Source organism: Flavobacterium aeripolare, from assembly GCF_013294025.1.
Taxonomy (GTDB): Bacteria; Bacteroidota; Bacteroidia; order Flavobacteriales; family Flavobacteriaceae; genus Flavobacterium.
Genome location: NZ_JABSNL010000009.1, coordinates 140,636 through 163,867, shown reverse-complemented (window position 1 = coordinate 163,867; position 23,232 = coordinate 140,636). Strand labels below are relative to the sequence as shown.

The 23,232-nt window shown below is 34.2% G+C and carries 21 protein-coding genes; 1 reads left to right on the top strand and 20 read right to left on the bottom strand.

Annotated elements, in window-relative coordinates:
• Positions 1-169 precede the first annotated feature (169 nt).
• The 8 genes from trpC to HNQ00_RS11730 form a co-directional block, all read right to left on the bottom strand.
• On the bottom strand, positions 170-955 hold the full coding sequence (gene trpC / locus HNQ00_RS11765; RefSeq protein ID WP_173838695.1) for an indole-3-glycerol phosphate synthase TrpC: 786 nt from the start codon (positions 953-955) through the stop codon (positions 170-172).
• A gap of 58 nt (positions 956-1,013) precedes the next feature.
• Positions 1,014-1,382: a four helix bundle protein gene (locus HNQ00_RS11760; protein WP_173838694.1), complete on the bottom strand. Its 369-nt coding sequence runs from the start codon at positions 1,380-1,382 to the stop codon at positions 1,014-1,016.
• A gap of 29 nt (positions 1,383-1,411) precedes the next feature.
• The gene (gene trpD, locus HNQ00_RS11755; RefSeq protein WP_173838693.1) at positions 1,412-2,416 is read right to left on the bottom strand and encodes an anthranilate phosphoribosyltransferase; all 1,005 of its coding nucleotides are present in this window, start codon (positions 2,414-2,416) and stop codon (positions 1,412-1,414) included.
• A 195-nt stretch (positions 2,417-2,611) separates the two neighbouring features.
• Positions 2,612-3,268, bottom strand: a complete 657-nt coding sequence (locus tag HNQ00_RS11750; protein WP_173838692.1) for an anthranilate synthase component II — start codon at positions 3,266-3,268, stop codon at positions 2,612-2,614.
• Between the two features lie 49 nt (positions 3,269-3,317).
• Positions 3,318-4,721: an anthranilate synthase component I family protein gene (locus HNQ00_RS11745; RefSeq protein ID WP_173838691.1), complete on the bottom strand. Its 1,404-nt coding sequence runs from the start codon at positions 4,719-4,721 to the stop codon at positions 3,318-3,320.
• A gap of 318 nt (positions 4,722-5,039) precedes the next feature.
• On the bottom strand, positions 5,040-5,606 hold the full coding sequence (locus tag HNQ00_RS11740; RefSeq protein WP_173838690.1) for a YceI family protein: 567 nt from the start codon (positions 5,604-5,606) through the stop codon (positions 5,040-5,042).
• Positions 5,607-5,644: 38 nt separating this feature from the next.
• A complete protein-coding gene (locus HNQ00_RS11735; RefSeq protein WP_173838689.1) occupies positions 5,645-6,277 on the bottom strand; it encodes an NAD(P)H-dependent oxidoreductase in 633 nt (210 codons plus the stop codon).
• Positions 6,278-6,287: 10 nt separating this feature from the next.
• Positions 6,288-6,743, bottom strand: a complete 456-nt coding sequence (locus HNQ00_RS11730; RefSeq protein WP_173838688.1) for a MarR family winged helix-turn-helix transcriptional regulator — start codon at positions 6,741-6,743, stop codon at positions 6,288-6,290.
• Positions 6,744-7,396: 653 nt separating this feature from the next.
• Between HNQ00_RS11730 and HNQ00_RS11725 the strand changes: the two genes are divergently transcribed.
• On the top strand, positions 7,397-13,015 hold the full coding sequence (locus tag HNQ00_RS11725; protein WP_173838687.1) for a PAS domain S-box protein: 5,619 nt from the start codon (positions 7,397-7,399) through the stop codon (positions 13,013-13,015).
• 45 nt (positions 13,016-13,060) lie between these two features.
• On the opposite strand, the gene HNQ00_RS11720 is transcribed toward HNQ00_RS11725, so the two are convergent.
• The 12 genes from HNQ00_RS11720 to HNQ00_RS11670 all read right to left on the bottom strand — a co-directional run bounded on the left by HNQ00_RS11720 (position 13,061) and on the right by HNQ00_RS11670 (position 23,105).
• Positions 13,061-14,185 carry an ABC transporter permease gene (locus HNQ00_RS11720; RefSeq protein ID WP_173838686.1) on the bottom strand — a complete coding sequence of 375 codons (1,125 nt, stop codon included), beginning with the start codon at positions 14,183-14,185 and terminating at the stop codon, positions 13,061-13,063.
• A gap of 125 nt (positions 14,186-14,310) precedes the next feature.
• Complete coding sequence (locus HNQ00_RS11715) at positions 14,311-15,417, bottom strand: ABC transporter permease (RefSeq protein ID WP_173838685.1); 1,107 nt, start codon at positions 15,415-15,417, stop codon at positions 14,311-14,313.
• 73 nt (positions 15,418-15,490) lie between these two features.
• Positions 15,491-16,225, bottom strand: a complete 735-nt coding sequence (locus HNQ00_RS11710; RefSeq protein WP_173838684.1) for an ABC transporter ATP-binding protein — start codon at positions 16,223-16,225, stop codon at positions 15,491-15,493.
• 2 nt (positions 16,226-16,227) lie between these two features.
• Positions 16,228-17,139, bottom strand: coding sequence for an ABC transporter ATP-binding protein (locus HNQ00_RS11705; protein ID WP_173838683.1), 912 nt, complete (start codon positions 17,137-17,139; stop codon positions 16,228-16,230).
• Positions 17,140-17,160: 21 nt separating this feature from the next.
• Positions 17,161-18,048 carry an HlyD family secretion protein gene (locus HNQ00_RS11700; protein WP_173838682.1) on the bottom strand — a complete coding sequence of 296 codons (888 nt, stop codon included), beginning with the start codon at positions 18,046-18,048 and terminating at the stop codon, positions 17,161-17,163.
• Between the two features lie 63 nt (positions 18,049-18,111).
• Complete coding sequence (locus HNQ00_RS16335) at positions 18,112-18,675, bottom strand: TolC family protein (protein WP_254598506.1); 564 nt, start codon at positions 18,673-18,675, stop codon at positions 18,112-18,114.
• Positions 18,650-19,369, bottom strand: a complete 720-nt coding sequence (locus HNQ00_RS16330) for a TolC family protein (protein ID WP_254598505.1) — start codon at positions 19,367-19,369, stop codon at positions 18,650-18,652. The genes HNQ00_RS16335 and HNQ00_RS16330 overlap by 26 nt, the downstream gene beginning before the upstream one ends.
• On the bottom strand, positions 19,366-19,959 hold the full coding sequence (locus tag HNQ00_RS11690; RefSeq protein ID WP_173838681.1) for a TetR/AcrR family transcriptional regulator: 594 nt from the start codon (positions 19,957-19,959) through the stop codon (positions 19,366-19,368). Before HNQ00_RS11690 ends, HNQ00_RS16330 begins: the two co-directional genes overlap by 4 nt.
• A gap of 251 nt (positions 19,960-20,210) precedes the next feature.
• Positions 20,211-20,513, bottom strand: coding sequence for a thioredoxin (gene trxA, locus HNQ00_RS11685; RefSeq protein WP_173838680.1), 303 nt, complete (start codon positions 20,511-20,513; stop codon positions 20,211-20,213).
• A 4-nt stretch (positions 20,514-20,517) separates the two neighbouring features.
• A complete protein-coding gene (locus HNQ00_RS11680) occupies positions 20,518-20,712 on the bottom strand; it encodes a hypothetical protein (RefSeq protein ID WP_173838679.1) in 195 nt (64 codons plus the stop codon).
• Between the two features lies 1 nt (position 20,713).
• A complete protein-coding gene (locus HNQ00_RS11675; protein ID WP_173838678.1) occupies positions 20,714-21,544 on the bottom strand; it encodes a methyltransferase domain-containing protein in 831 nt (276 codons plus the stop codon).
• 145 nt (positions 21,545-21,689) lie between these two features.
• The gene (locus tag HNQ00_RS11670; RefSeq protein WP_173838677.1) at positions 21,690-23,105 is read right to left on the bottom strand and encodes an MBL fold metallo-hydrolase; all 1,416 of its coding nucleotides are present in this window, start codon (positions 23,103-23,105) and stop codon (positions 21,690-21,692) included.
• Between the last annotated feature and the right edge of the window lie 127 nt (positions 23,106-23,232).

The window sequence follows — 23,232 nt, the reverse complement described above, 5'->3', positions numbered from 1 at the left end:
CTGCTCGCTGCTCGCTGCTCGCTGCTCGCTGCTCGCTGCTCGCTGCTCGCTGCTCGCTGCTCGCTGCTCGCTGCTCGCTGCTCGCTGCTCGCTGCTCGCTGCTTACTCTTGTCTCTTGCCTCTTTCTTCTTTTACATGTCCACAAAAAGAGGAGTTCCCCCTTCGGGGGCTAGGGGGCTAGTTGCTTTATGAATTCCGTTGCTGCTTTTCCAGCATCATCTGTTTTCATAAAGTTTTCCCCTATTAAAAATCCCTTGTAACCATAAGGTTTTAATTCTGTTATGGCTTCGATTGAGCTAATGCCACTTTCGGATACTTTTACGAATTCATTCGGAATCATGTCTGCTAATTGCTTGCTGAAATCCAAACTCACTTCAAAGGTTTTCAAATTTCTATTGTTCACGCCAATCATGTCTAGCGTGGGCATAATCGCTTTTTCTAACTCTTCTTGATTGTGCACTTCTAGTAATACCTCCAACCCTAAACTTTTAGCAAATTCAGATAATGATTTGATTTCGTCTCGTGTTAATACCGCAGCGATTAGCAAAATTAAATCTGCTCCATGTGCCTTTGCTTCTAGTATTTGGTATTCGTCTACAATAAATTCTTTTCGCAATAGCGGAATATTTACCGAAGCTCTAGCCAATAGTAAATCGTCTAATGATCCACCAAAGTATTTTCCATCTGTTAAAACTGAAATTCCGCAAGCTCCAGCGCTCTCATATCCTTTGACCACTTCTTCCACTGTAAAGCTATGATTGATAACCGACTTAGAAGGCGAACGGCGCTTGTGCTCCGCAATGATTCCAGTGTTGCTGTTTCTTAAACTAGTGCTTAATGAAATAGTCTCTTTCGAAAAAAACACCGAAGCCTCTAATTGAGAAACCGGAATAATGCTTTTTTTGAGAATAACTTCTCGTTTTTTATCTACTATTATTTTATCGAGTATGTTCATTTTTGATATTTAAAAGATTGAAAAATTAAAAGATTGAAAAATTGACTTGTAATCGCCATTAATTTTCTTTTTTCGAATTTAAATATTTGATGAAATTAGAAAGGTTTTGCGAAATTTCAAGACTCAAAGAATATCCTTCTTCAATTTGAATTTGATTACAAAAGCCTAGCTCTCTTGAAAGTATTAACATACTCCTCACTTCGGCACAGCTCCCTTTCGAAATTTTTAAATATTTAATCAATTGTTTGTTGCTATTATATTCTGATCCTTCAGCAATGTTATTTGTAATCGAAATTACAGCTCGTTTTATTTGATTTTGAAAACCATACTCTTTCTCAAATGATTTATTACCTAATAGTTTAAAAACAATTTTAGCCAAATGCATTCCCTTCTTGTAGACTTCAAATTCTTCAAAGGACTTTGTCATAATTTTTAAATTTTTAAATCATTCAATTTTTAAATGGACTTTTGTTTGCTCAACTCCTGTAGTTTTGTCAATGCTTTCATTCCTTTTCCTGATAGCAAACTTTCCTTTGCTTGAGCGAAACCATCTAGTGGAGTACATCCTGTTACTGTGGCAATTGCCATAGCAGCATTTGCACATACAACATTGTTTTGTGCTTCGGTTCCTTTGCCTGAAAGGATGTCTGTAAACATTTTTGCTGATGCTGCTATTGTTTTTCCACCTTCGATTTCACTTTGCTTTAACTGATTTACATTAAAAGTCTCGTGAGAAAGCATTCCTTCCATACTGCTAGTGATAATCTTCGTTGGGCTTGTTAACGAAATTTCGTCATATCCATCAAGAGAATGTAGAATGGTAAAATTCACATCGGTATTTTGATATAAGTACGCATACATTCTCGCTAACTCTAGGTTAAAAACCCCTACTAATTGGTTCTGCGGGAATGAAGGATTCACCATAGGACCTAGCATATTGAAGAACGTTTTTACGGCTAGTTCTTTTCGAATGGGCCCCACATTTTTCATTGCAGGATGAAACAAAGGAGCGTGTAAAATACAAATTCCAGCTTGATCGATAGATTTTTCAAGGAAGTCAGCATCATTACTGAATTTGATTCCTAGACTTTCCATCACATTACTTGAACCTGAGATTGACGATAGTCCGTAGTTACCATGTTTAGCTACCTTGACACCTGCACCTGCAGTAATAAATGAAGCTAGCGTCGAGATATTGAAAGTGTCTTTACCGTCACCACCTGTCCCGCACAAATCGATTGTATTGTAAGCAGATAAATCTACTCGAATGCAAAGCTCTAATAGTGCCTCACGAAAACCGGCCAGTTCCTCAATACTTATGCTACGCATCATGTAAACAGTCACAAAAGCGGCTATTTGACTTGGATTGTAATTTCCATTTGAAATATTAACCAACACGCTTTTTGCTTCTTCTTTTGAAAGCGTTTCGTGATTGATTAGTCTGTTTAATATGTTTTTCATTTTGTTTTTTTTGTTATCCTCCCCCCCGGCCCCCTCCAAAGGAGGGGGTGACTGGATGGTTAAACTTTGTCTTTAAACTACGTGCGTAAACTTTGTCTTTATACTTTATGTTGAAACTTTAACTGCAAACATTTTTTGTAAACTTTGCTTGCAATGTTTTTTAGCAAACTATGACGGTAAATAAGTATCAATTATCTAGTTCCGTTTTGGCTCCCACTCCTTCGGAGGGTTCGGGGGGAGGATATTTACCCAGTTCTCTAACATTCTTTTTCCGTTTGGTGTTAACACGCTTTCTGGGTGAAATTGTACCCCACGTACGTCGTAGGTTTTGTGGCGTAGTGACATTACTTGGCCATTCTCATCAAATGAGGTTGCCTCTAGAACATCAGGTAGATTAGCATCTACTACCCATGAGTGGTAGCGTCCCACTTCAAATTCCTTACCCAATCCTTCAAATAAAAGTTCGTCATCTACTACTGTTTTAACATTAGTAGCGATACCGTGGTATACTTTATCTAAGTTAGATAGTGTTCCGCCATATACTTCCCCTATGGCTTGCTGTCCTAAACAAACCCCGAAGATACTTTTTGTAGGTCCGTATTTTTCAATCACAGCTTTCAATAAGCCAGCTTCATCTGGAATTCCTGGGCCTGGAGAAAGTAGTATTTTATCAAAATCAGCAATGTCATCTATTGCAAACTCATCGTTTCTATAAACGGTCACTTGGCAGTCTAAATCTTCTAAGTAATGCACTAGGTTGTAAGTGAAACTATCGTAATTGTCTATAACTAGTATTTTCCCCCTAGCCCCCGAAGGGGAAACTGATGCAGAGGATGTATTTGCTTTTGTCATTTTTTGTCTTAATTAAAATTTTTAATTCCCCCTTCGGGGGTTAAGGGGATTATATTGTTTCAGCTAAATCTAATGCTGTATTCAATGCTCTTAGCTTGTTGTAGACTTCTTGCATTTCGCTTTCTTCGTCAGAGCTTGCTACAATTCCTGCACCGGCTTGTGAATGGAGTTGGTGGTTTTTACTCAAGAATGTTCGAATCATAATAGCATGATTGAAGTTTCCTTCAAAATCCATGAAGCCAATCGCACCACCATAGAAATTACGATTTGTTTTTTCGTAATCTTCGATTAATTGCATGGCTCTATGCTTAGGTGCTCCGCTTAACGTTCCTGCTGGAAAAGTATCCGCTACTACCTGCATTGTTGTTGCTTTATCGTGTAAATGTCCTGTAACTTTAGAAACTAAATGAATCACATGAGAGAAAAACTGTACCTCTCTATAACGCTCTACGTTTACATGGTGCCCGTTGCGGCTTAGGTCATTTCGAGCTAAATCAACCAACATGACATGCTCGCTATTTTCTTTTTTGTCTTCAGATAATTGTTTGGCTAAAACAGCATCTTTCTCGTCATCTCCAGTGCGTTTAAAAGTTCCGGCAATAGGATGGATTTCGGCTTTACGATCTTTAACAATAATTTGCGCTTCGGGCGAAGACCCAAAAATTTTAAAATCACCATAATCAAAGAAGAATAGGTAAGGTGAAGGGTTGATGCTTCTTAAGGCTCTGTATACATTAAATTCGTCACCTTTAAAACCTTGTGTGAAACGACGTGATAAAACCAATTGAAAAACGTCTCCACGGAAACAGTGTTTTTTGGCTAAAGCCACATTGTGCTTGAACTCATCATCTGTAAGGTTAGAGAAACCCTCACCATCCTTTGTAAACTTGTAAGAAGCAATGTTGCGTGATTGCAAGAGTTGTTCTATTTCAGCAAGATTATTAGTATCTTCATCTAGACTGTGACAAAATAAATACGCTTCATTTTTAAAGTGATTGATAGCGATGATGTTTTGATAAACGGCATAATAAACATCAGGAATAGTGTTGCTATTTTCTTTTTTTGCTATTGTTACTTTTTCAAAATAACGAACAGCGTCATAAGATAAGTATCCAAACAAACCGTTGTTTATAAATTTAAAATCGTTCTTCTCTGATGTGAACTCATGCGAGAATTCTTGAATGATTTCAGGAACAGAAGTCTGCTCAGTAATAAAGATCTTTTCAGAAGTTCCGTCAGGATATGATTTTAAAATTGTCTCGTTTTCAATTTTTATAGATGCTATGGGATTACAACAAATATAGGAGAAGCTGTTGTCTCCGCCGTGATAGTCGCTACTTTCTAGAAGCAAACTATTAGGGAATTTGTCGCGAATTTTAAGGTAAATACTGACAGGCGTAATGGTGTCTGCTAGAATTTGTTTGTATTTAGTATTTAATTTAAATGATTTCAATGCGAATAAATTTTGATGATTTATAATTTATTTAAAAGTATAAAAACGGAAAAAGGCTTGTCGTGATGACAAGCCTTTTATATCTGTATTCAAAAAATACCATAGGTGCTTAGTTCACGACGTTTGACGTAAATTGTTCCACCACCAAGTATTGTTTGTAATTGTTTTCATAAGTCAAAGATAGAAAATATATTTATATGACAATCACATTAAAACAATAAATATTAAAATTTAGAAAACTTTAATATCTGTAGAAGCTGTGGAAATAAAAAACCCAACAATTGCTTGCTGGGTTTATAGTATGCGGTTATAAAAGTATTAGAATTTTAAAACAACTGTTAATTCAAATTCGTCAGCAATAGCTTTGTCACCTAAGTTATCAAAGATACTTCCTGACCCGTATTTAATATCATATTGTGTTCTTTCTACCATAAATTTAGTTGAAGCAGTGTTTCCTTTTACTGCCATATTAAATGATACTGGTTTAGTAATCCCTTTAATTGTAAGATCAGCAGTTACAGCATACATATCTTTTGAAGTCATTCCTATTTTTTTGAAAACAAGAATTGCCGTTGGAAATTTTTCAGTACCAAAGAAGTCTTCAGATTTCAAGTGACCGTTTAATTTACCTAGATATTCTCCAGTTAAATCAGTAGCGGTTAGAGACGTCATGTCTACTGTAAATGTACCACCTACTAATTTAGTTCCTTTAAATAATAAGGTACCATCTTTTAAGTTTACAGTTCCACTGTGCTCACCTGTTACTTTTTTTGCATTCCAGTTTACTGCGCTTGCTTTTACGTCAACTTTTTTAGTTTGAGCTGATACTGTTGCTGTAGATAAAACGACTACTAATGCTAATGCGATTGCTTTTAAATTTTTCATGTTCTTTTTTTTTGGTATTTAATTGATTTGTATTTGAATTATATTGTGATAAATAAATCTTCGTGAGACTTTCTTACTTTAGTGTAATGCTGTGTATCATCTTCAGTGTGGCGGTATCCCACAGGAGCAATTACAGTAGCGTTTAAGTTTAATTTGTCTAAACCTAAGATCTCATTAAATTGTGCTGCATTGAAACCTTCCATAGGAGTGGTGTCAATATTCAATTCTGCTGCTGCATTTAGCAGATTACCAAGAGCAAGGTAGGTTTGTTTTGCAGTCCAAACGGTTTGTGCCTCGTCGCTCATTCCTTTTATGGCACCATTCATTAAATCAGAGAATCCATTCAATGCTTCGGCAGGGATACCTCTCGTTTCACTAATATTCTTGATGTAAGATTGTACTTCAGTAGCACCAACATTTGTTTGTGCTGCAAAAATGAATAGGTGAGAAGCATCTGTAATTTGTGTTTGTCCAAAGGCAGCACTTAAAAGTTTTGCTTTTATCTCATCACTTTCAATTACAATCACTTTGTACAATTGTAAACCATATGATGAAGCGCTAAGTCTAACTGCCTCTTTCAAGAAGTCTAAATCGGCTGCAGTAACTTTCTTGCTACTATCGAATTTTTTTGTGGCATAACGCCAATTTTGATTCTCTAAAAATTTACTCATTGTTTGTGGTTTAATGATTTCTATATTTTTCTAATAATGTGTTTAATGTCTCCAGTTCAGTCGCATCTAGATTTGCCGCGAAGAAATTTTCATGAATAATAACCTGAGGATCTAATTGTGATAGTACTTCTAATCCTTTTGGAGTTATAGCAACCTCAATCTTACGGCGATTATCAGGGCAAACGTTACGAGTAACTAATTCCTTCAGCAGCAATTTATCAACTAACCTTGTGGTATTACTAGTCTTTGCAATCATGCGTTCTTGAATCGCAAACATATTTGCTGCAATACCTTTTTGGCCTCTTAAAATTCTCAATACGTTATATTGTTCGCTCGATAAATCATAAGGTTTTAAGACCTCGTTGAATTTTTCTGAGATGATATTTTGTGCATACAATACGTTTAACATAATACGTTTTGCATTAGTCATAGATGTATTTGTCTTTATAATTTCTTCAATTGTCATTTTAAAGTATGCTTTATTTGTTGGTACAAATGTAACACTTTATTTAGTTGTATATACAAATGTTTGTTATTATTTTTATTATTTATTTGTAAGTTGCTTTAATTTAGGCATTTGTCTTAATATTTTATAGCGTCCCAACTAATTCTTTAAAAATTATTGGATGCAGTCTGTTGTATTTGTCTAATCAGTACTAAGAATGAACGTTATAATTAGGAGATAAAAGCACACTGTCGTGATGAGAAATCATGATTACTCTAGGGATTAAGTGCCATTAGTTTGTTCATCTTCAATTCTGAAAATAGGTGTAGCGACAAGACCACAGCTAGTACTGGTTTATCTTTATCTTATTTTTTTTTCGAAAATAAAAATGACAGTGCCAAGACAAAGTTAGGGGTATAGCCATTTTATAATTGCTATCCTGATATATTTTAGTATTGGTAATTTGTGTTCAGCGATATTTTTTGACAAGTATTATGTTTGTCTTTACCTTAAAAAAGATGGAATTCAATTAGTATCTTAATTTTTTTTAATAGTACTTTAGTGTACTTTAAAAGAAAGCAATTAAAATGAGAGTGTAGCGCATACAATTGCACGCTTATTTTAGTGTATTGGCTCGCACTTTATGTAAGGATGCTGAGAAAAAATGATAGTTTATGAGTAGGGATTTTTCTAAATATGATTATGAAGAACTGTTAGCAATCGCTAGAAATCAAGAGGAAGAACTTGAAAGATTGCAAATTGTAAGTAGAATGCGAAATAACTTTGAGGGTTATTTTGACAAGTCTATTGACTTAATATGTGTAGCTGGTATTGATGGATTTTACAAGGTAGTTAATCCAGCATTTATTAAAGCACTAGGTTATGAAAAGGATGAAATTGAAAATAAATTTATTATAGACTTTATTCATCCTGAAGATATAAGCAAATCTCAAGAAGCGCTCAGCGGATTGTATAGTGGAGGTATTATTCAAGATTTCCAGAACAGATTAATTGCAAAAGATGGAAAAATCGTTACCATACAGTGGTCTACCTATGCAACGCACGCACAAGATGTTTTTTATGGAATAGGGCGCGATATTAGTTTTCTTGTCAATGCTAAAAATGAATTAGAAAGAGGGCAAAAGATCTTAAACAATGCTCAAAAAATGGCCAAGATAGGTTCGTGGGAATTTCATATTCTAACAAGTGAATTAATATGGTCTGATGAGTTGTATGCCATTTACGAAATAGAAAAAAATCCTAATCTCGACTTAGTTGCCGTTTATGAAGGAAACTTGACTGAGGAACAAAGAATTCTTTTTGCAAATAAGATCAATCTGTTAATTGCAAATCAGCAGTCATTTGAACTAGAGTACGAATTGGTTTTTGTAAATAAAAGCAAATATATTAATGTCACAGCAGAACCAATTTTAGATCAAAACAATGCTGTCATTGCTATAAGAGGGAACACTCAAGACATCACTGACAAATATTTGATAAAAAAACAGTTAGACCAGAAAATTAAGGACGAGACAGCTTTAAAACTTAGATTAGCTGAGGAAGAAGGCAATTCAAAATTCAAGGAATATATAGAAAGTGCTCCTGACGCTGTATTTGTTATCAATGATGCTGGTTATTATATCGAAATAAACAAAGCGGCAACGGTAATGACCGGGTTCTCTAAGGAAGAACTACTTCAAAAACGTTTTGGAGAAATAACGAATCCCGAAGGTCAGGAAACGGAGATCAAAGTTTTTTTGCAAGAACTTAATGAAAAAGGAATTGCAAAAATTGAGGTTAAGGGATTTAATAAAAATGGAGAACACCGCTGGCGCGCCATTGAAGCCGTTAGAATATCTGAAGATAGGATTTTAGGTTTTGCAAAGGATATAACAGAAAGTAAGGAAAGTATCGCGCTAGTTAATACCATTTTTGATCGTATTACAGATGCATTTATAGCATTAGACAAAAACTGGAATTACACCTACATGAACGCTCGTGCTGCTGAAATATTAAGTAGCGATCCAGCCACCGTACTTGGTAAAAATATATGGGAGCAATTTCCACAATGTGTAGGTACTGCATTTGATGAGGTCATTCGCAGTTCTGGGGAGACTGGAGAATATGGTTATCTTGAGAATTATTTTCATGAGGACAAGTGGTTAGAAATTCATGTGTACCCTTCAGATGACGGATTTTCACTATTCTTTAGAGATGTAAGCATTAAAAAACAGTATGAGTATGAACTTGAACACAGTGAAAAACGTTTTAGGGCTTTAGTAGAGAATAATGAGGGCATCATCACCGTTATTGACGAACATAGAAAAGTGTTGTTTAGAAGTCCTTCATCACAAAAAGTTACTGGGTACAGTGATGAAGAGTTCAATAAAATAGCCGATGAAGATTATTTTCATCCAGACTATTTAGATTACATTACAAATATTATTCAAGAATCACTTTTAAATCCTGGTAAATTGTACCCTGCGCTATTTAAGGTAAAACACCTTGAAGGGCATTACATTTGGTTAGAAGGAATGGTTAGCAATCGTTTTCACGACTCAAGTATACAAGGATTGATTGCTAATTTTAGGGATGTAACTGAAAAAATAGAATTCAATATTGCCCTTGAAAAAGAGCGTGATATCTTTGCTAAAATAGCTGCTACATCTCCGGGTTTAATTTATTCTATGCGCATTGATACAAAAGGCGTTATAAGTTTACCGTATGCTAGTGATGCCATAGATGCCGTTTATGGATATGATTTTGAAAACGTACGCGAGGATGCTACTACCATTTTTGAAAACATTCATCCTAACGACTTACAAACAGTACTAGAAAATATAAATAATAGTAAAGCTATTCTAAGGCCATTAAAAGGAATTTACCGTTATAACCATCCTAGCAAAGGTTTAGTTTGGCATGAGCTCAACTCACTAGCCGTTGCAAATTCAGATGATTCTGTGACTTACCATGGTATAGTTACAGATATTACTGATCGTATAATCTCAGACCAAAAACTACTTAAAGGGAACAGACTGTTTTCATTCATTAGCCAGATCAATCAAATGATTGTAAGAACAACTGATGAGGAGAAGCTTTTTGAAGAAGCATGCAAAATTGCGGTTGAGCAAGGCCAGTTTAAAATGGCGTGGATTGCTAAGAACAATTGTAAAAAAGGTACCATCGAGCCCGTTAGAATTTATGGCGTTGATGAAGGCTATTTAGAAATATTGTCAGATGTATTTGAGAAAAATGAAAATATCATTTCGGGGCCAGTTTGGACAGCAATAAATACAAATGAGTATGTAGTATGCAATGATATAGAAAATGATAGTATGATGCAGCCCTGGAAAAAAGCAGCCCTTAGTAGAGGGTTTCTATCTATGGTTGCCGTGCCTATTACTAAATTTGGACAAGTCGTAGGCTCTTTTAATTTTTATTCGAACGAAAAAGCATTTTTTGACTCTGAGGAGCTCAAGCTTTTGCAAGAGGCGACCGGAGATGTGTCATTTGCGCTTGAAGTAATTGAAAGAGACATCAAGAGTAAAAAAGCTGAAGAAGCAATTTTTCAAAGTGAACGTCGCTACCACGCTTTAACGGAAGCTTCCCCTGTGGGACTTTTTCGTACTGATGCGTCAGGATTTACTACTTATGTAAATCCTAGCTGGACTAGAATAACAGGAATGCTTTATGAACAGGCGTTAGGTAATGGATGGATGGATGCACTTCATCCAGATGATCGCGCCAAGACATTTATCGTTTGGGAGGATGCCACAGATAAGCAAGTAAATTCTACAACAGAATACCGTTTTATTCGCCCAGATGGTACGGTTACCTGGGTATTAGGGCAGGCTACTCCAGAGCTTGACGAAAACAATAAGATAGTAGGCTACATAGGTACAATAACAGATATATCTGAACGCAAATTAGTAGAAGAGGAACTACTCAAAATTAATTCGCGTTTCGAAATCATTTCTGCTGCTACAAATGATGCCATTTTTGAATTGGATTTTGAGAATAATGTGAGTTGGCATAACAAAGTTTCCTTAGATAATATAGGGAACCACAGTACTGATTTAACCACTAAAGAAAACAAAAAATTGTGGCGATCAAGATTGCATCCAGAAGATAAAGAGCGTGTAATTAATCATATAGAAAGTTGCTATAAAAGCGACTTAAAAACATGGTCTGATGAGTTTCGTTTTATGAAGCCAGATGGTTCTTATGGTCACTTTTATGAACGTGCCATAATTATTAGAAATGCAATAGGAAAACCGGTGCGTTTTATAGGTTCGATGCTAGATATTACTAATTTAAAAACAGCTGAAGAAAATTTTAAAAGCATTAATAAAAAATTAGAAAGTATTTTAAATGCCATTCCCGACTTACTATTTGAGGTAGGAGAAAACGGTTACATGTACAGCTTCCACTCGCATCATGAAAGCATGTTAGCAATACCTAAAGAAGAGATTATAGGTTCTTATTTCAAGGATTTTCTTCCTCCTGAAGTTGCTTTGGTGTCCTTTGCAGCACTGCGAGAAGCGGCCGAAGTAGGATTTTCTACAGGAAAGCAATATAGCATGATTTTACCAGATGGTGAGCAGCATTTCTATGAATTATCAGTGGCTCCCATGAAAAATGACCTTACAGATCAAATGCATTTTATTTGTCTGTCAAGAGATATTACGGTGGCAAAAAAAGGTGATTTTGCTCTAGAGAAGAGTGAAGAGCGTTACCGCGGGCTTTTGAATAATCTAGATGCTGGAATTATCGTTCATGATGCTAAGTCAGAGATTGTAATGAGTAATATCAAGGCCTCTGAGCTACTTGGCTTGGAGTTAGAGCAACTACATGGCGCTACTGCTAGAAGCAATTTTTGGGATTTTTTAAATGAAGATGAGTCGGTGATGCAAATAGAGGATTACCCCATCAACCAAATATTACGAAATAAAGTAGCAATTAAAAATTTTGTTTTAGGGATACGTAATGAACGTGCAATTGAGAACAAGTGGGTGCTAGTAAACGGCTTTCCTATGTATGGAGAAAACGATGAGGTGAGCGAAGTCGTAGTCAGTTTTATAGATATTACGGTAAGACGCCAGATGGAGATGGAAATTACTAAATCTAAAGAGCAGGCAGAAGCTGCAAATAGAGCTAAGACAGAGTTTTTAGCAAACATGAGTCATGAAATACGAACACCTCTAAACGGAATAATAGGATTTACACATTTATTGATGCAGTCTAATCTAGATGGCAATCAACTAGAGTACATGTCTACAGTAAATGAGTCTGCAAAAACCTTGATGCAAATTGTAAACGATGTTTTAGATTTTTCTAAAATAGAGTCGGGTATGTTTGAACTCGATTGTGAATCAATCAGTTTGCTGCAACTCAACCAGCAAGTTGTTGATCTATTTAAGCATCAAGCACATCATAAAAACATTGTACTGCAACTACATGTTGATGATAAAATACCTGCTTTTGTAATGGCTGATGCAGTCCGTTTAAAACAAATATTAGTAAACCTTTTAAGCAACGCACTAAAATTCACTGATGTTGGCTCAATCACGCTCGATATTACAGTTCTGGAAGATGGCAAGGACAACAACTGCTTGGTCAAATTCTCTGTAAAAGATAGTGGTATCGGAATCAAAGAGGACAATAGAAACAGAATATTCAGCTCATTTGTACAAGAAGACACCTCAACAAGTAGAAAATTTGGTGGCACTGGACTTGGTCTTGCTATTTCAAATCAACTGTTGGCTTTAATGGACAGTACCTTAGAATTAAAAAGTGACTATGGTATTGGTAGTGATTTTAATTTCAAAATTAATTTCGAAAAAGTGCAACAATTGCCTTTTTTAAATACTGCTAAGAAGGATGGAACTGATGCCATATTGCTTTCAAAGAAGATTGTAGCGAACAAGCATATTTTAATCGTTGAGGATAATAAAATAAACATGCTCTTAGCAAAAACGCTAATGAAGCGAATTTCACCTAATGCAACCCTATATGAAGCCTATGATGGTAATGAAGCCGTGGAACAGTTTAAAAATTTGCCTCTAGATATTATTTTTATGGATGTACAAATGCCTAATAAAAATGGATATGAGGCAACCGCAGAAATTAGAGCAATTCAAGGAGATAAAAATATTCCTATAATTGCTATTACAGCAGGTATACTTGTTGGTGAGAAGGAAAAATGCTTTGAGGCAGGTATGAATGACTATTTACCTAAACCTATAAATGTTAGCGATCTAGAGAATATGATTGTTAAGTGGCTCGCTGAATAGCTTTTTTTTATTTTATATTTAGGCTTTCGCCAAAGTCAAACTGTTCTAGTTCGTTTTTTTATAACTCCAAACTGCAAAAGCATTTAGCACAAATGCGTAGCCCAATATTATAAAAAATTGTCTTGATATATCTGAGAAATTGGCTCCTTTGAGTAAAACCATTCTAATAATTTCTACAAAATAACGAATAGGGTTAAACAACGTGATCTTTTGTGCCCAGTTAGGCATGCTTTCTATAGGAGTGAACAATCCGCTCATTAAGATGAAAATAACCGTAAAAAACCAAGCAATGAACATCGCTTGTTGTTGGGTTTCGGTGTGGTTAGAAATAATTAAACCTATTCCCAATATAACCAACAAATATACAGAAGTAAACAAATAAATAAGTCCTAAATTGCCTAGCATAGGAATGTTGAAAACGGCTTTAGAAATAATAAGACCCACCGTTAAAATAAACAATCCCAATACCCAAAACGGAAATAACTTGCCAATAATAAACTGGTATTTCTTGATGGGAGTGACATTAATTTGCTCGAGTGTTCCCATCTCTTTCTCGCGTACAATATTCATAGCTGATAGAAAAAGCGTTAGCATAGTTACCAGTAATACTAAAATTCCCGGCACCATATACGTTTTGTAATTTAAAGTGTTGTTGTACCAGAAAGACGGAATACTAATAATGCTTTGTGGTTGTACTACTATTCCATCATTAAATTGCATTGCTTGCGTTTGTATGTTTTTATTGAAATTGCTAATTAATTGTGTGATGTAAACATTAGCTACTCCTGCTGCGGCGCCGTCAATGGCATTAATACTAACGGAGAGATTTGTTTTTTTATTGATTAATAAGTCGCGTTCAAAATGGTTTGGAATTTCAAGAAGTACATCTATATTCCCTTTTTGCATGGCAGCTGTAGCTTCTTTATGTGAAGAGAAATTTTCAACTACATTGAAGTAATTGGAAGCTTCAAAACTACCTATTAATTCTCTAGAAACAGCGGAATGATCGTTGTCAATGTAACAAAACTTGATATTTTTTACTTCAAAACTAGCAGCATTAGATAGGATTAATAATTGTATTAATGGCAATACAAATAGTATAGGTAACATGCCTTTATTTCTAAATATTTGTTTAAATTCCTTGTGGATGATGAATGCTATTGTTTTCATAGATAGTTCTTGTTTGTATAGCCCTGATGGAAGTGGAAATCCTTTTGTCTCGTTTCTTTACGAGGCAAAAGATTGTAACGTACAGCAGGATAAAGCTCCTAAAACCAAAATTAATTGGGTTTAAATTACTCTAATCTTATTTTGTAATTTTTAATACTCACGCCTATAAAAAGTACGGACATTGCTATGAGAATAAGGATTTCTTTCCAAATTATTGAGAACGTTGCTCCTTTAAGCATAATGGCTTTTATAATTATGATAAACCATTTAGCAGGGATGATATTACTGATGATTTGTAAGGGTAGGGGCATACTCGAAATAGGAAATATAAATCCTGAGAGGATGATCACAGGCAGCATAAGCCCCATTAATGAAATCATCATGGCCATTTGTTGCGAGCTGGATATTGTTGAAATTAAAATCCCTAATGACAAGGCGGTAATGATGAATAACACAGTAACAAATGCCAGTAAAAACAGGTCGCCTTGAAACGGCATTTTAAAAACAAAAAAGCCTAATAGTAAGATTACAACAGCGTTAATGATGGATAAAAAAATATATGGAAATACTTTACCAATAATAACTTGATAGGGTTTCATAGGTGAAACTAAAAGTACTTCCATGGTTCCTAATTCTTTTTCTCTAGTGATGGATATGGAGGTCATCATTGCAGAAACCAACATTAAAATCACTGTCATTACTCCTGGTACAAAGGTAAATACACTTTTAAGTTCAGGGTTGTAATACAGCTGGGTTTGTGTTTGAATCTGGTAAGTTGGTTTGTTTAAGGTATTGACTTCCTGGATGTGATTTTGTAAAATAGCATTTGTATAATTAGTGATTGTATTGGCTATATTAGGATCAGTAGCATCAGTGATTATTTGGACTTTAGCCTGTTTTTGTGTTTGTAAATTTTTTATAAAGTCGTTCTCGAAAACTAAAACAGCTTTTACTTTCCCTTTTTTGAAAATTGCCTCTATTTGGTTCTCATTAGTAATTTCTTGCTCTAAATTAAAATATTTAGAAGCATTGATTTTACTGATTATTTTTTGAGTTTCTGAATCTTTTGAATGGTCTAAAATAGCAATATTTACATTATTGATTTCGTTAGTAATCGCAAACCCAAAAAGCATTATTTGCGCAATAGGCATCCCAAATAAGATAAACATAGTACGTTTATCACGAAAAATGTGATAGAATTCCTTAGTAACAAAACCGATAAATCTTTTCATTATGCTTTATTTAAATGTAAAGTTAGCAAAGGAGTTTTTAAACAGATTCCCTTTTAAACCTCTCTAATTCCTACTATTCTATATTTCGAGCCAGTTTTAAAAAAACGTCATTCATAGAAGCTACTTTGTATTTCTCTTTTAAATTTTTTGGGGTATCGAGTGCTTCAATTTGTCCTTCAACCATGATAGAAACTCGGTCACAATATTCGGCTTCGTCCATGTAATGCGTGGTAATAAATAGTGTTGTTCCTTTGTTTGCCTGTTCATAAATCAGTTCCCAAAACTGTCTTCGAGTAATAGGATCGACGCCGCCGGTAGGCTCGTCTAGAAATACAATTTTTGGTTCGTGCAGTAAAGCAACTGAAAAGGATAGTTTTTGTCTCCAACCTAGTGGCAAATCCCTAACTAGTTTGTCTACCATTTCTTCGAGTTGTAACTCTTGTACCAGTTGTTTCGTTTTTTCTTTAATCTTTGCTGTGGATAAACCGTAAATTCCACCAAAAAAAGTAATATTTTCCCTAATTGTTAAGTCGTCATACATGGAGAATTTTTGACTCATATAACCAATGCTTTTCTTGACCATTTCAGTATTGGTTTTTACATCAAAACCTGCAACAATTGCTTCACCTGAACTAGGTTTAGAAATCCCAATGAGCATTTTCATGGCTGTGGTTTTTCCAGCACCATTTGCGCCAAGAAAACCAAAAATCTCCCCCTTATACACCTCAAATGTGATGTTGTTTACGGCCTTAAAATCACCAAATACCTTGCTGAGATTTTTTACTTCTATAATTTTTTCCTGCGTCATGATTATTGATTTACAGCGGTTAAATCCATAAAAACATCTTCAATTGTATTTTTTGCAACTTTGATTTCTATTTCCAGATGATTTTGTGATTCTAGATAAATTTGTAATTCGTCAGGATTAAAATCAGTGCTTTTATCAATATAATGAAGATATTCTCCAAAGGCATAAACACTATACTGACTTGGATATTTCTTTAAATCGACAATTAATTGATTGGTATTTTTAGCCCGAATATCGTAGATCGTTTTATCATAATTCTTAATGATGTTTTCAGGAGCATCGATTTTTAAAATTTTCGCTTTTTGGATCAAGGCAATTCGGTCACATAAAGTAGCTTCATCCATGTATGGCGTAGAAACTAAGATAGTTATTCCTTTTTGCTGCAAGCGCTTGAGCATTTGCCAAAATTCTTTTCTTGAAACAGGGTCAACACCTGTAGTTGGTTCGTCTAAGAATAATACAGATGGTTTATGAATCAATGCACAACACAATGCTAATTTTTGTTTCATTCCGCCTGAAAGTGCCCCAGCTCTGCGGTTTTTAAAAGGTTCGATCTGGATGTAAATATCCTCTATCAATTCATAATTCTCTGCAATTGTAGTCCCAAAAATTGTGGCAAAAAACTTTAAATTTTCTTCGACCGTTAAATCTTGATAAAGTGAGAATTTACCAGGCATGTATCCTACAGAATTTCTAATAGATTTGTAGTCTTTAACCACGTCAAATCCAGCTACGGTTGCCGTACCTTCATTAGCTAAAAGTAAAGTGGTAAGAATCCTAAAAAGCGTTGTTTTACCAGCACCATCAGGACCTATTAATCCAAATAATTCTCCCTGATTTACATCAAAAGTGATCTCGTCAATAGCAAGGATTTTGTTGTAAGATTTTGATATGTTTTGGACTTGAATACTCATAATTAAATTTAAGGATCAGCTTTATTTGTTCAAACTCTGAATCCACATTTCAGCGGGCATTCCTATTTTTAAACTACCATCATTTTTTACTTTTACTTTCGCAGCATACACTAGATTCACGCGCTCCTCTTTTGTTTGAATCGTTTTTGGTGTAAACTCAGCCGATGAAGAAATCCATGAAATTATTCCTGTATATGATTTCATATCTTGCTCAGCATCTATTTTGACAGTTATTTTTTGATTTGTTTGGATGTGTGCTAACTGGGTTTCGCTAATATACACTCGCAATGTCATTTCTGAAATATCTGCAATTTTGTACAGTGGTTTTCCAAAAGAAGTGATCTCATTAGCTTCAGCATATTTGGCTAAAACGGTACCTTTTATAGGGTTCGTAATTTTACTTTTCTCAATTTGATCGTCTATTTTATCTATTTGAATAGCGATAGATTTGGCCTCATTTACAATAGGAGCGTCTTGTGTTTTTACGCTTTTTATTTGTTCATTGAGGACATTTACTTTACCGTTAATTTCATCTAATTGACGTTTAGTAGCTGCATTTTCTGCAAACATATTCTGAATGCGGTTTCTCTCAATCAATGTTGTTTTTAATTGCTCTTGTAAAACAGTAATTTGTGATACTACATTTGTAGATTTTGAGTAAACAGTATTTTTAGAAGCAATCAGTTGTTGTTTATTAAAATACAATTGTGTGGTATCAATTAAACCTACTTGTTTCTCGGCTTCAAGAATATCGCCTTCTTCAAGGTTTAGAAAGATTATTTTTCCATTTGCTTCTGCTGAAATTGTAGTTTCCGTGGCTTCAAAATTTCCGTAGCCATCTGCCTTTTCATCATTTTTATTGCAAGAAATAAAACTTATAGTAAGTAAAATTATTATGTATTTTTTCATGTTCGTTTAATTTATTATTCGTCACTTAATTTCTAAGAATTACGAATTTATCTGAGGCTATAATTAATTTCCGTTTATAATTAAATAATTAGCATTAGCTAAATCTAATTGTATTTCATGTATTTTTTGATTCAATTTCGCTTCATACAAATTTGTCAACTCGATTAAATAATCAGATGCCTTAATCACCCCATTTTTTAATTGTGAATCAGCTGATTTTACTACGTATTGGCGTAAAGCAATAATTTCAGAATCAGTACTCGTAATTTCATCAAGTTTGTTTATTTCGTTTTCCATTTCTTGTAATTGTAAGTTAGTGTTGACAAGAAAGGTTTCTCTTTCGGTATCAATAATTGCTTCCGAAATAGTTAATGCTTCTTTTTCTTTTTTGGATTTGTTCCAATCAAATACATTCCAATTAGCTTTTACACCCAACATATAAAATGTTTGAAAAGAATTGTCCAACATATTCAAACCTGGATTTCCATATCCTGCTTGTCCAAATGCATTTATTTTAGGCACTTTGTTCTTTGTAATGATAGTTTTAGAATGTTCAATTTGTTGGTTTTGTAGATCAAATAGCTGTAATTCTGGGCGGCAGTTAATGGTAGTAAAATTTTTTTTCAAAAATTGGTTTAATTAAAATCACATTGTCTGGTATTGTTGAAAAGGTTAATGAAGCTAAATTTGCTATAAACCTCTTTTTATCATAAGTAATTTCTGTAAGCTGCTGTTTTATTTTTAGACTTTCAGCTTCTAAAATTTTTTCAGAAGCAGCTAAAATGGCACCATATTTCACTGCTGTTTTTACTTCATTTACTTTAGAAACTAACTGTTGTTGTTTGGCTTTGAGAATTTCCATTTTTTCTTGCGATAGTAAAATAGAAAAATAGAGCTGGTTAATCTTTGATTTCAATTGATACAAATTCACTTGAACTTGTTGCTGTTGTGTTTTTGTTTGTATCTCTTTCAGTTGGGCGTTTGCATTGATTAACCCACCGTTATAAAGTATTTGATTGACATCAAAAGTTGCTTTATATTGGTCTTTATTAGCAGGGTCAACCGTTAAGTTTGGAATTTTTATAGGTAATTGTGTCACATCAGATTGATAGGTTACTTGCGCATTTAGGTCAAGTCTAGGTAGTTTTCCAAGGTTGATAGTTGCAATGTCTAAAGCTGATTTTTCTTGTAATAATTTACTTTGCTTTGCAATAGGATAGTTCTTATTTACCAAAGTATAACAGTCTTCTAAAGACAGATGTTGTTGTGCTGTAGTAAAAAAAGGAACTATAATAAGTACTAGAATAATTATTTTTTTCATTTTTTTATAGCGTTAATAATTTGTTCTGAAACAGTAATTTTACGTTCTTCCATCAAGGTATTGAATTCATTGTCAGATAGTTTTATAATGCCTTTAACGAGCATTTGAGCTGCAAAAGGAAAAATAGTCATTGAGAGGATGTCCAATAAAAGCTGTTTTGGATTGCCTTTTTTTATAATTCCTGCCGTCATTTCGTTTTCTATTTGCAAAATAAAATTGGAAGCGTCAGGAGCATTTTTATTTTTAAGAAAATTAGCTACAAATTCGGGATTGTTATTCATTTCTTGAATTACAAATGCAGGTAAAAATGGATTCTTAATCACAAACGAAATGTAGTTTTGAGTGAATTTCTTTATTTTTTTAAATACTGTTGCCTCTGAATTGAATATTTCGTTTATCTGTGGTGCTAGTTGGCTAAATGCGTTTTTAAAAACGGCTTCAAATAGTAGCTGTTTATTTTTAAAACAATAATGTAACATGGCTTTGTTTATACCGGCTTGGTCTGCAATTTCCTGCATTCTAGCACCCGAAAAACCCTTTTTTTGAAACACGATTTGCGCGGCATTAAATATTTTTTCTTCAGTAGTCATTTTGCTAACTATTTAGTTTAACCATTTGGTTAATTCAATTGTAAAAAAAAAGTAATTTGATTTACTTTTTTTTATTTTGGAACAAACATTTTAAAAATCAATCAGCTCATTAGACTTCCATATTAAATGACAGTTAATGATTTATATATTATCGCACAAGTTACAAAAGCACAACCTACTTAATAATAGTAAGCACAACCACTAAGGCAACAATAAGAATTTCAAATACGAAATTTGATAGTGCTTGATTGTTATTGATTACTCTTTTCTAAAATAACATTGATGATATCTTTTTTTTGTAAAACACCAGATTGTCTCCACAATTGTTTTCCGTTTTGGAATAAAATCATTGTAGGTACGCCACGAACTTGATATTGCGACGCAAGTTGCTGGTTTTTATCCACATCAATTTTTATTATCGAAATGCGTTCTTCAAAGTTGTCTTTTACTTCTTTTAAAACAGGAGCAAGCATTTTACAAGGTCCACACCAAGTAGCAAAAAAATCTACTAATACAGGTTTGTCTGAATTTATAATATCATGAAAACTACTCATTTTTTTATTTTTTATGTGTTGGTACATTGCATCCATTTAATCCACAACCAGAGTTAAATGCTGCTTGAAATAAGAAGAAGGCTGCCATAAAACCAAATAATGGTTGGCGGTATTGAAAAGCTTGTTGAATCAAAAATAAGCCTATCGCTAAACGAATCCAGCGCATGGCATGCCAATTTGTAAAGAGAATTTGCTTCATTTTATAGTGTGTTTATTTTTAAGTTATTATCGTAAGAAAGCACTTCTTGTAATTCTAATAACGGAAACTCATTTGTACTTACTAATAAAAGTGTTGTAAAATCAGTATTTATACTCACGTTCAAAACGCTCTCTAGCTTTTCTAATTTTGATACAACAGCACTAGTGCTATCATTTGTAATGATTCCTTCCAAGTTATATAAGTTAACATTTGTGTCATCCATTTTCTTTAATTCTATAAAAAGCTCTGTATTTGCCCTTGGAGCAATTGAATTATTGGAAACATCCATAGACAAAACCTCAAAGGCATCTTTAAAAAGCATCTTATATTCTTCTTGGCTTCCGCCAAAAGGAGGACCCGCTGTGAAAGTTCTATTGAATAATACTCCTGCTAACTTTCCGTTTTTAGCGAGTAGATCGTGCATTTTAGCAACATACTCTTGACGCATGGTAGGAGGTAATGCGCAAAAAAATGTTTGCTCAATGATTAAATCGTAACTACCCTGATGTTTAAAAAAATCACCTAAAACAATTTTAATATTATTGTTAGTAGCAAATTTCTGTTGCAGGATTCTTATTAGTGTGGGCGCTATATCAATTACCGTGATATTTGTAAAGCCCACCTCAAGTAAATAAGCTGCCTCATATGTATTGCCGCATCCAGGAATTAAAATAGCGCTATTTTTATCCTCGATGGCATCAATATAAGCCTTCAAAGGAGGCGAAATAACTCCTAGATCCCAACCGGTGGTATTGGCTTTGTATTGGCCATCCCAATAGTTTTGATCTAATACTTTGTCATTTGATTCTGTACAACATTGTTTGTTATTCATATGGTGCTTTATTTTCTACTTCTACTATCAAACAATACTACTGCTAGGAAAAAAGATAAAAATATTGTCCTACAGATCATTAAGATAAAGATAGGGACTTTTTTTTAGCGTACTAAAACAGTAGTATTAAATTGACGTTAATTTATTATTTTAAAACTTTGCTTTGACAAACAAAGTTAGTTTTAGGTACTGTCGTTTTTGAGATGGCATTAAAGCCACCTTCGACTTCTTTAAAGTTTCTAAAACCTCTTGCTTGCAAAATAGAGGCAGCAATCATACTACGGTAACCGCCTGCACAATGTAAAAAGAACGGTTTTTTTGGATCAATATCTTTTACCCAGTCGTTAATGTTAGCTAGGGGTTTACTAAATGCTTCATCCACGTGCTCAGCAGCATATTCTGTTTCTTTTCGAACATCAATTACTTTGCTTTCGCCAATTTTAACCTCTTTAGAAAATGCTTCGGCTGTGATTCTATTTACGGTATCAATTTCTTTTCCTGCTTTGGCCCAAGCCTCAAATCCACCTTCTAAATGTCCGATTATATTATCAAAACCCACACGGCTTAAGCGAGTCACAGATTCTTCTTCGTGACCAACTTCTGTTACAAGTATGATAGGTTGCTTAACATCAGCAATTAGTGCTCCCACCCATGGTGCAAAGTCTCCATCAATACCTATATTTATTGATTGCGGAATAAATCCCTTAGCAAAAACACCATTTTTACGTGTGTCCAATAATAATGCACCAGCATCTTCCACTGTGCTTTCTAGATTTGCTACTGTAATCGCTTGCATACCATTATTTAACACAGATTCAAAACTGTCATATCCTTTTTTATTCATGGCAACATTCATCCCAAAATAAGCAGGAGGAGGCAATAAACCGTCTGTTACTTCTTTAATGAATTCAGCTTCGGTCATATTTGCTCTTAAAGCATAATTAGTCTCTTTTTGGTTGCCTATAGTTCCTACAGTTTCCTTGCTCATGTTTTTACCGCAAGCACTTCCAGCACCATGCGCAGGATATACAATAACATCATCAGCAAGTGTCATTATCTTATCTCTTAAAGAATGATACAATGTTGCCGCTAATTGCTCTTGCGTCATATCGGCTGCTTTTTGAGCTAAATCAGGTCTACCCACATCACCTATAAACAAAGTATCTCCAGAGAAAATAGCATACTCTTTACCATTTTCATCCATTAGCAAGTAGGTAGTACTCTCCATAGTATGCCCTGGCGTGTGCAATGCTTTTATTGTGATGTTTCCTATGGTAAATTCTTGTTCGTCTATTGCAATAATAGCTTCAAACTCTGGTTTAGCTGTTGGTCCATAAACAATGGGAGCACCGGTTTCTTTACTCAAGTCAACATGTCCAGAAACAAAATCAGCATGAAAATGAGTTTCAAAAATATATTTCAATTTCACATTGTCTCTTTGAAGTCTATCTAAGTAAGGTTGTACTTCGCGTAGTGGATCAATAATAGCCGCTTCTCCATTTGAAATAATGTAATAAGCGCCTTGCGCTAAACATCCTGTATATATTTGTTCTATTTTCATGATAGTTCTTTTTATTATGATGTAGCAAAGATACTTGTTGTGTTTGTAATAGGACGTGACTAATGTTACATAAGCAACAATTTTTTACAGAAATTGTTCAAAGCAAAGTTATTACGACTTTATATAA

Coding starts and splice junctions, on each gene's coding strand:
- trpC (WP_173838695.1), bottom strand. CDS start 955: ATGAACATACTCGATAAAATAATAGTAGATAAAAAACGAGAAGTTATT.
- HNQ00_RS11760 (WP_173838694.1), bottom strand. CDS start 1,382: ATGACAAAGTCCTTTGAAGAATTTGAAGTCTACAAGAAGGGAATGCAT.
- trpD (WP_173838693.1), bottom strand. CDS start 2,416: ATGAAAAACATATTAAACAGACTAATCAATCACGAAACGCTTTCAAAA.
- HNQ00_RS11750 (WP_173838692.1), bottom strand. CDS start 3,268: ATGACAAAAGCAAATACATCCTCTGCATCAGTTTCCCCTTCGGGGGCT.
- HNQ00_RS11740 (WP_173838690.1), bottom strand. CDS start 5,606: ATGAAAAATTTAAAAGCAATCGCATTAGCATTAGTAGTCGTTTTATCT.
- HNQ00_RS11735 (WP_173838689.1), bottom strand. CDS start 6,277: ATGAGTAAATTTTTAGAGAATCAAAATTGGCGTTATGCCACAAAAAAA.
- HNQ00_RS11730 (WP_173838688.1), bottom strand. CDS start 6,743: ATGACAATTGAAGAAATTATAAAGACAAATACATCTATGACTAATGCA.
- HNQ00_RS11725 (WP_173838687.1), top strand. CDS start 7,397: ATGAGTAGGGATTTTTCTAAATATGATTATGAAGAACTGTTAGCAATC.
- HNQ00_RS11720 (WP_173838686.1), bottom strand. CDS start 14,185: ATGAAAACAATAGCATTCATCATCCACAAGGAATTTAAACAAATATTT.
- HNQ00_RS11715 (WP_173838685.1), bottom strand. CDS start 15,417: ATGAAAAGATTTATCGGTTTTGTTACTAAGGAATTCTATCACATTTTT.
- HNQ00_RS11710 (WP_173838684.1), bottom strand. CDS start 16,225: ATGACGCAGGAAAAAATTATAGAAGTAAAAAATCTCAGCAAGGTATTT.
- HNQ00_RS11705 (WP_173838683.1), bottom strand. CDS start 17,139: ATGAGTATTCAAGTCCAAAACATATCAAAATCTTACAACAAAATCCTT.
- HNQ00_RS11700 (WP_173838682.1), bottom strand. CDS start 18,048: ATGAAAAAATACATAATAATTTTACTTACTATAAGTTTTATTTCTTGC.
- HNQ00_RS16330 (WP_254598505.1), bottom strand. CDS start 19,369: ATGAAAAAAATAATTATTCTAGTACTTATTATAGTTCCTTTTTTTACT.
- HNQ00_RS11690 (WP_173838681.1), bottom strand. CDS start 19,959: ATGACTACTGAAGAAAAAATATTTAATGCCGCGCAAATCGTGTTTCAA.
- trxA (WP_173838680.1), bottom strand. CDS start 20,513: ATGAGTAGTTTTCATGATATTATAAATTCAGACAAACCTGTATTAGTA.
- HNQ00_RS11680 (WP_173838679.1), bottom strand. CDS start 20,712: ATGAAGCAAATTCTCTTTACAAATTGGCATGCCATGCGCTGGATTCGT.
- HNQ00_RS11675 (WP_173838678.1), bottom strand. CDS start 21,544: ATGAATAACAAACAATGTTGTACAGAATCAAATGACAAAGTATTAGAT.
- HNQ00_RS11670 (WP_173838677.1), bottom strand. CDS start 23,105: ATGAAAATAGAACAAATATATACAGGATGTTTAGCGCAAGGCGCTTAT.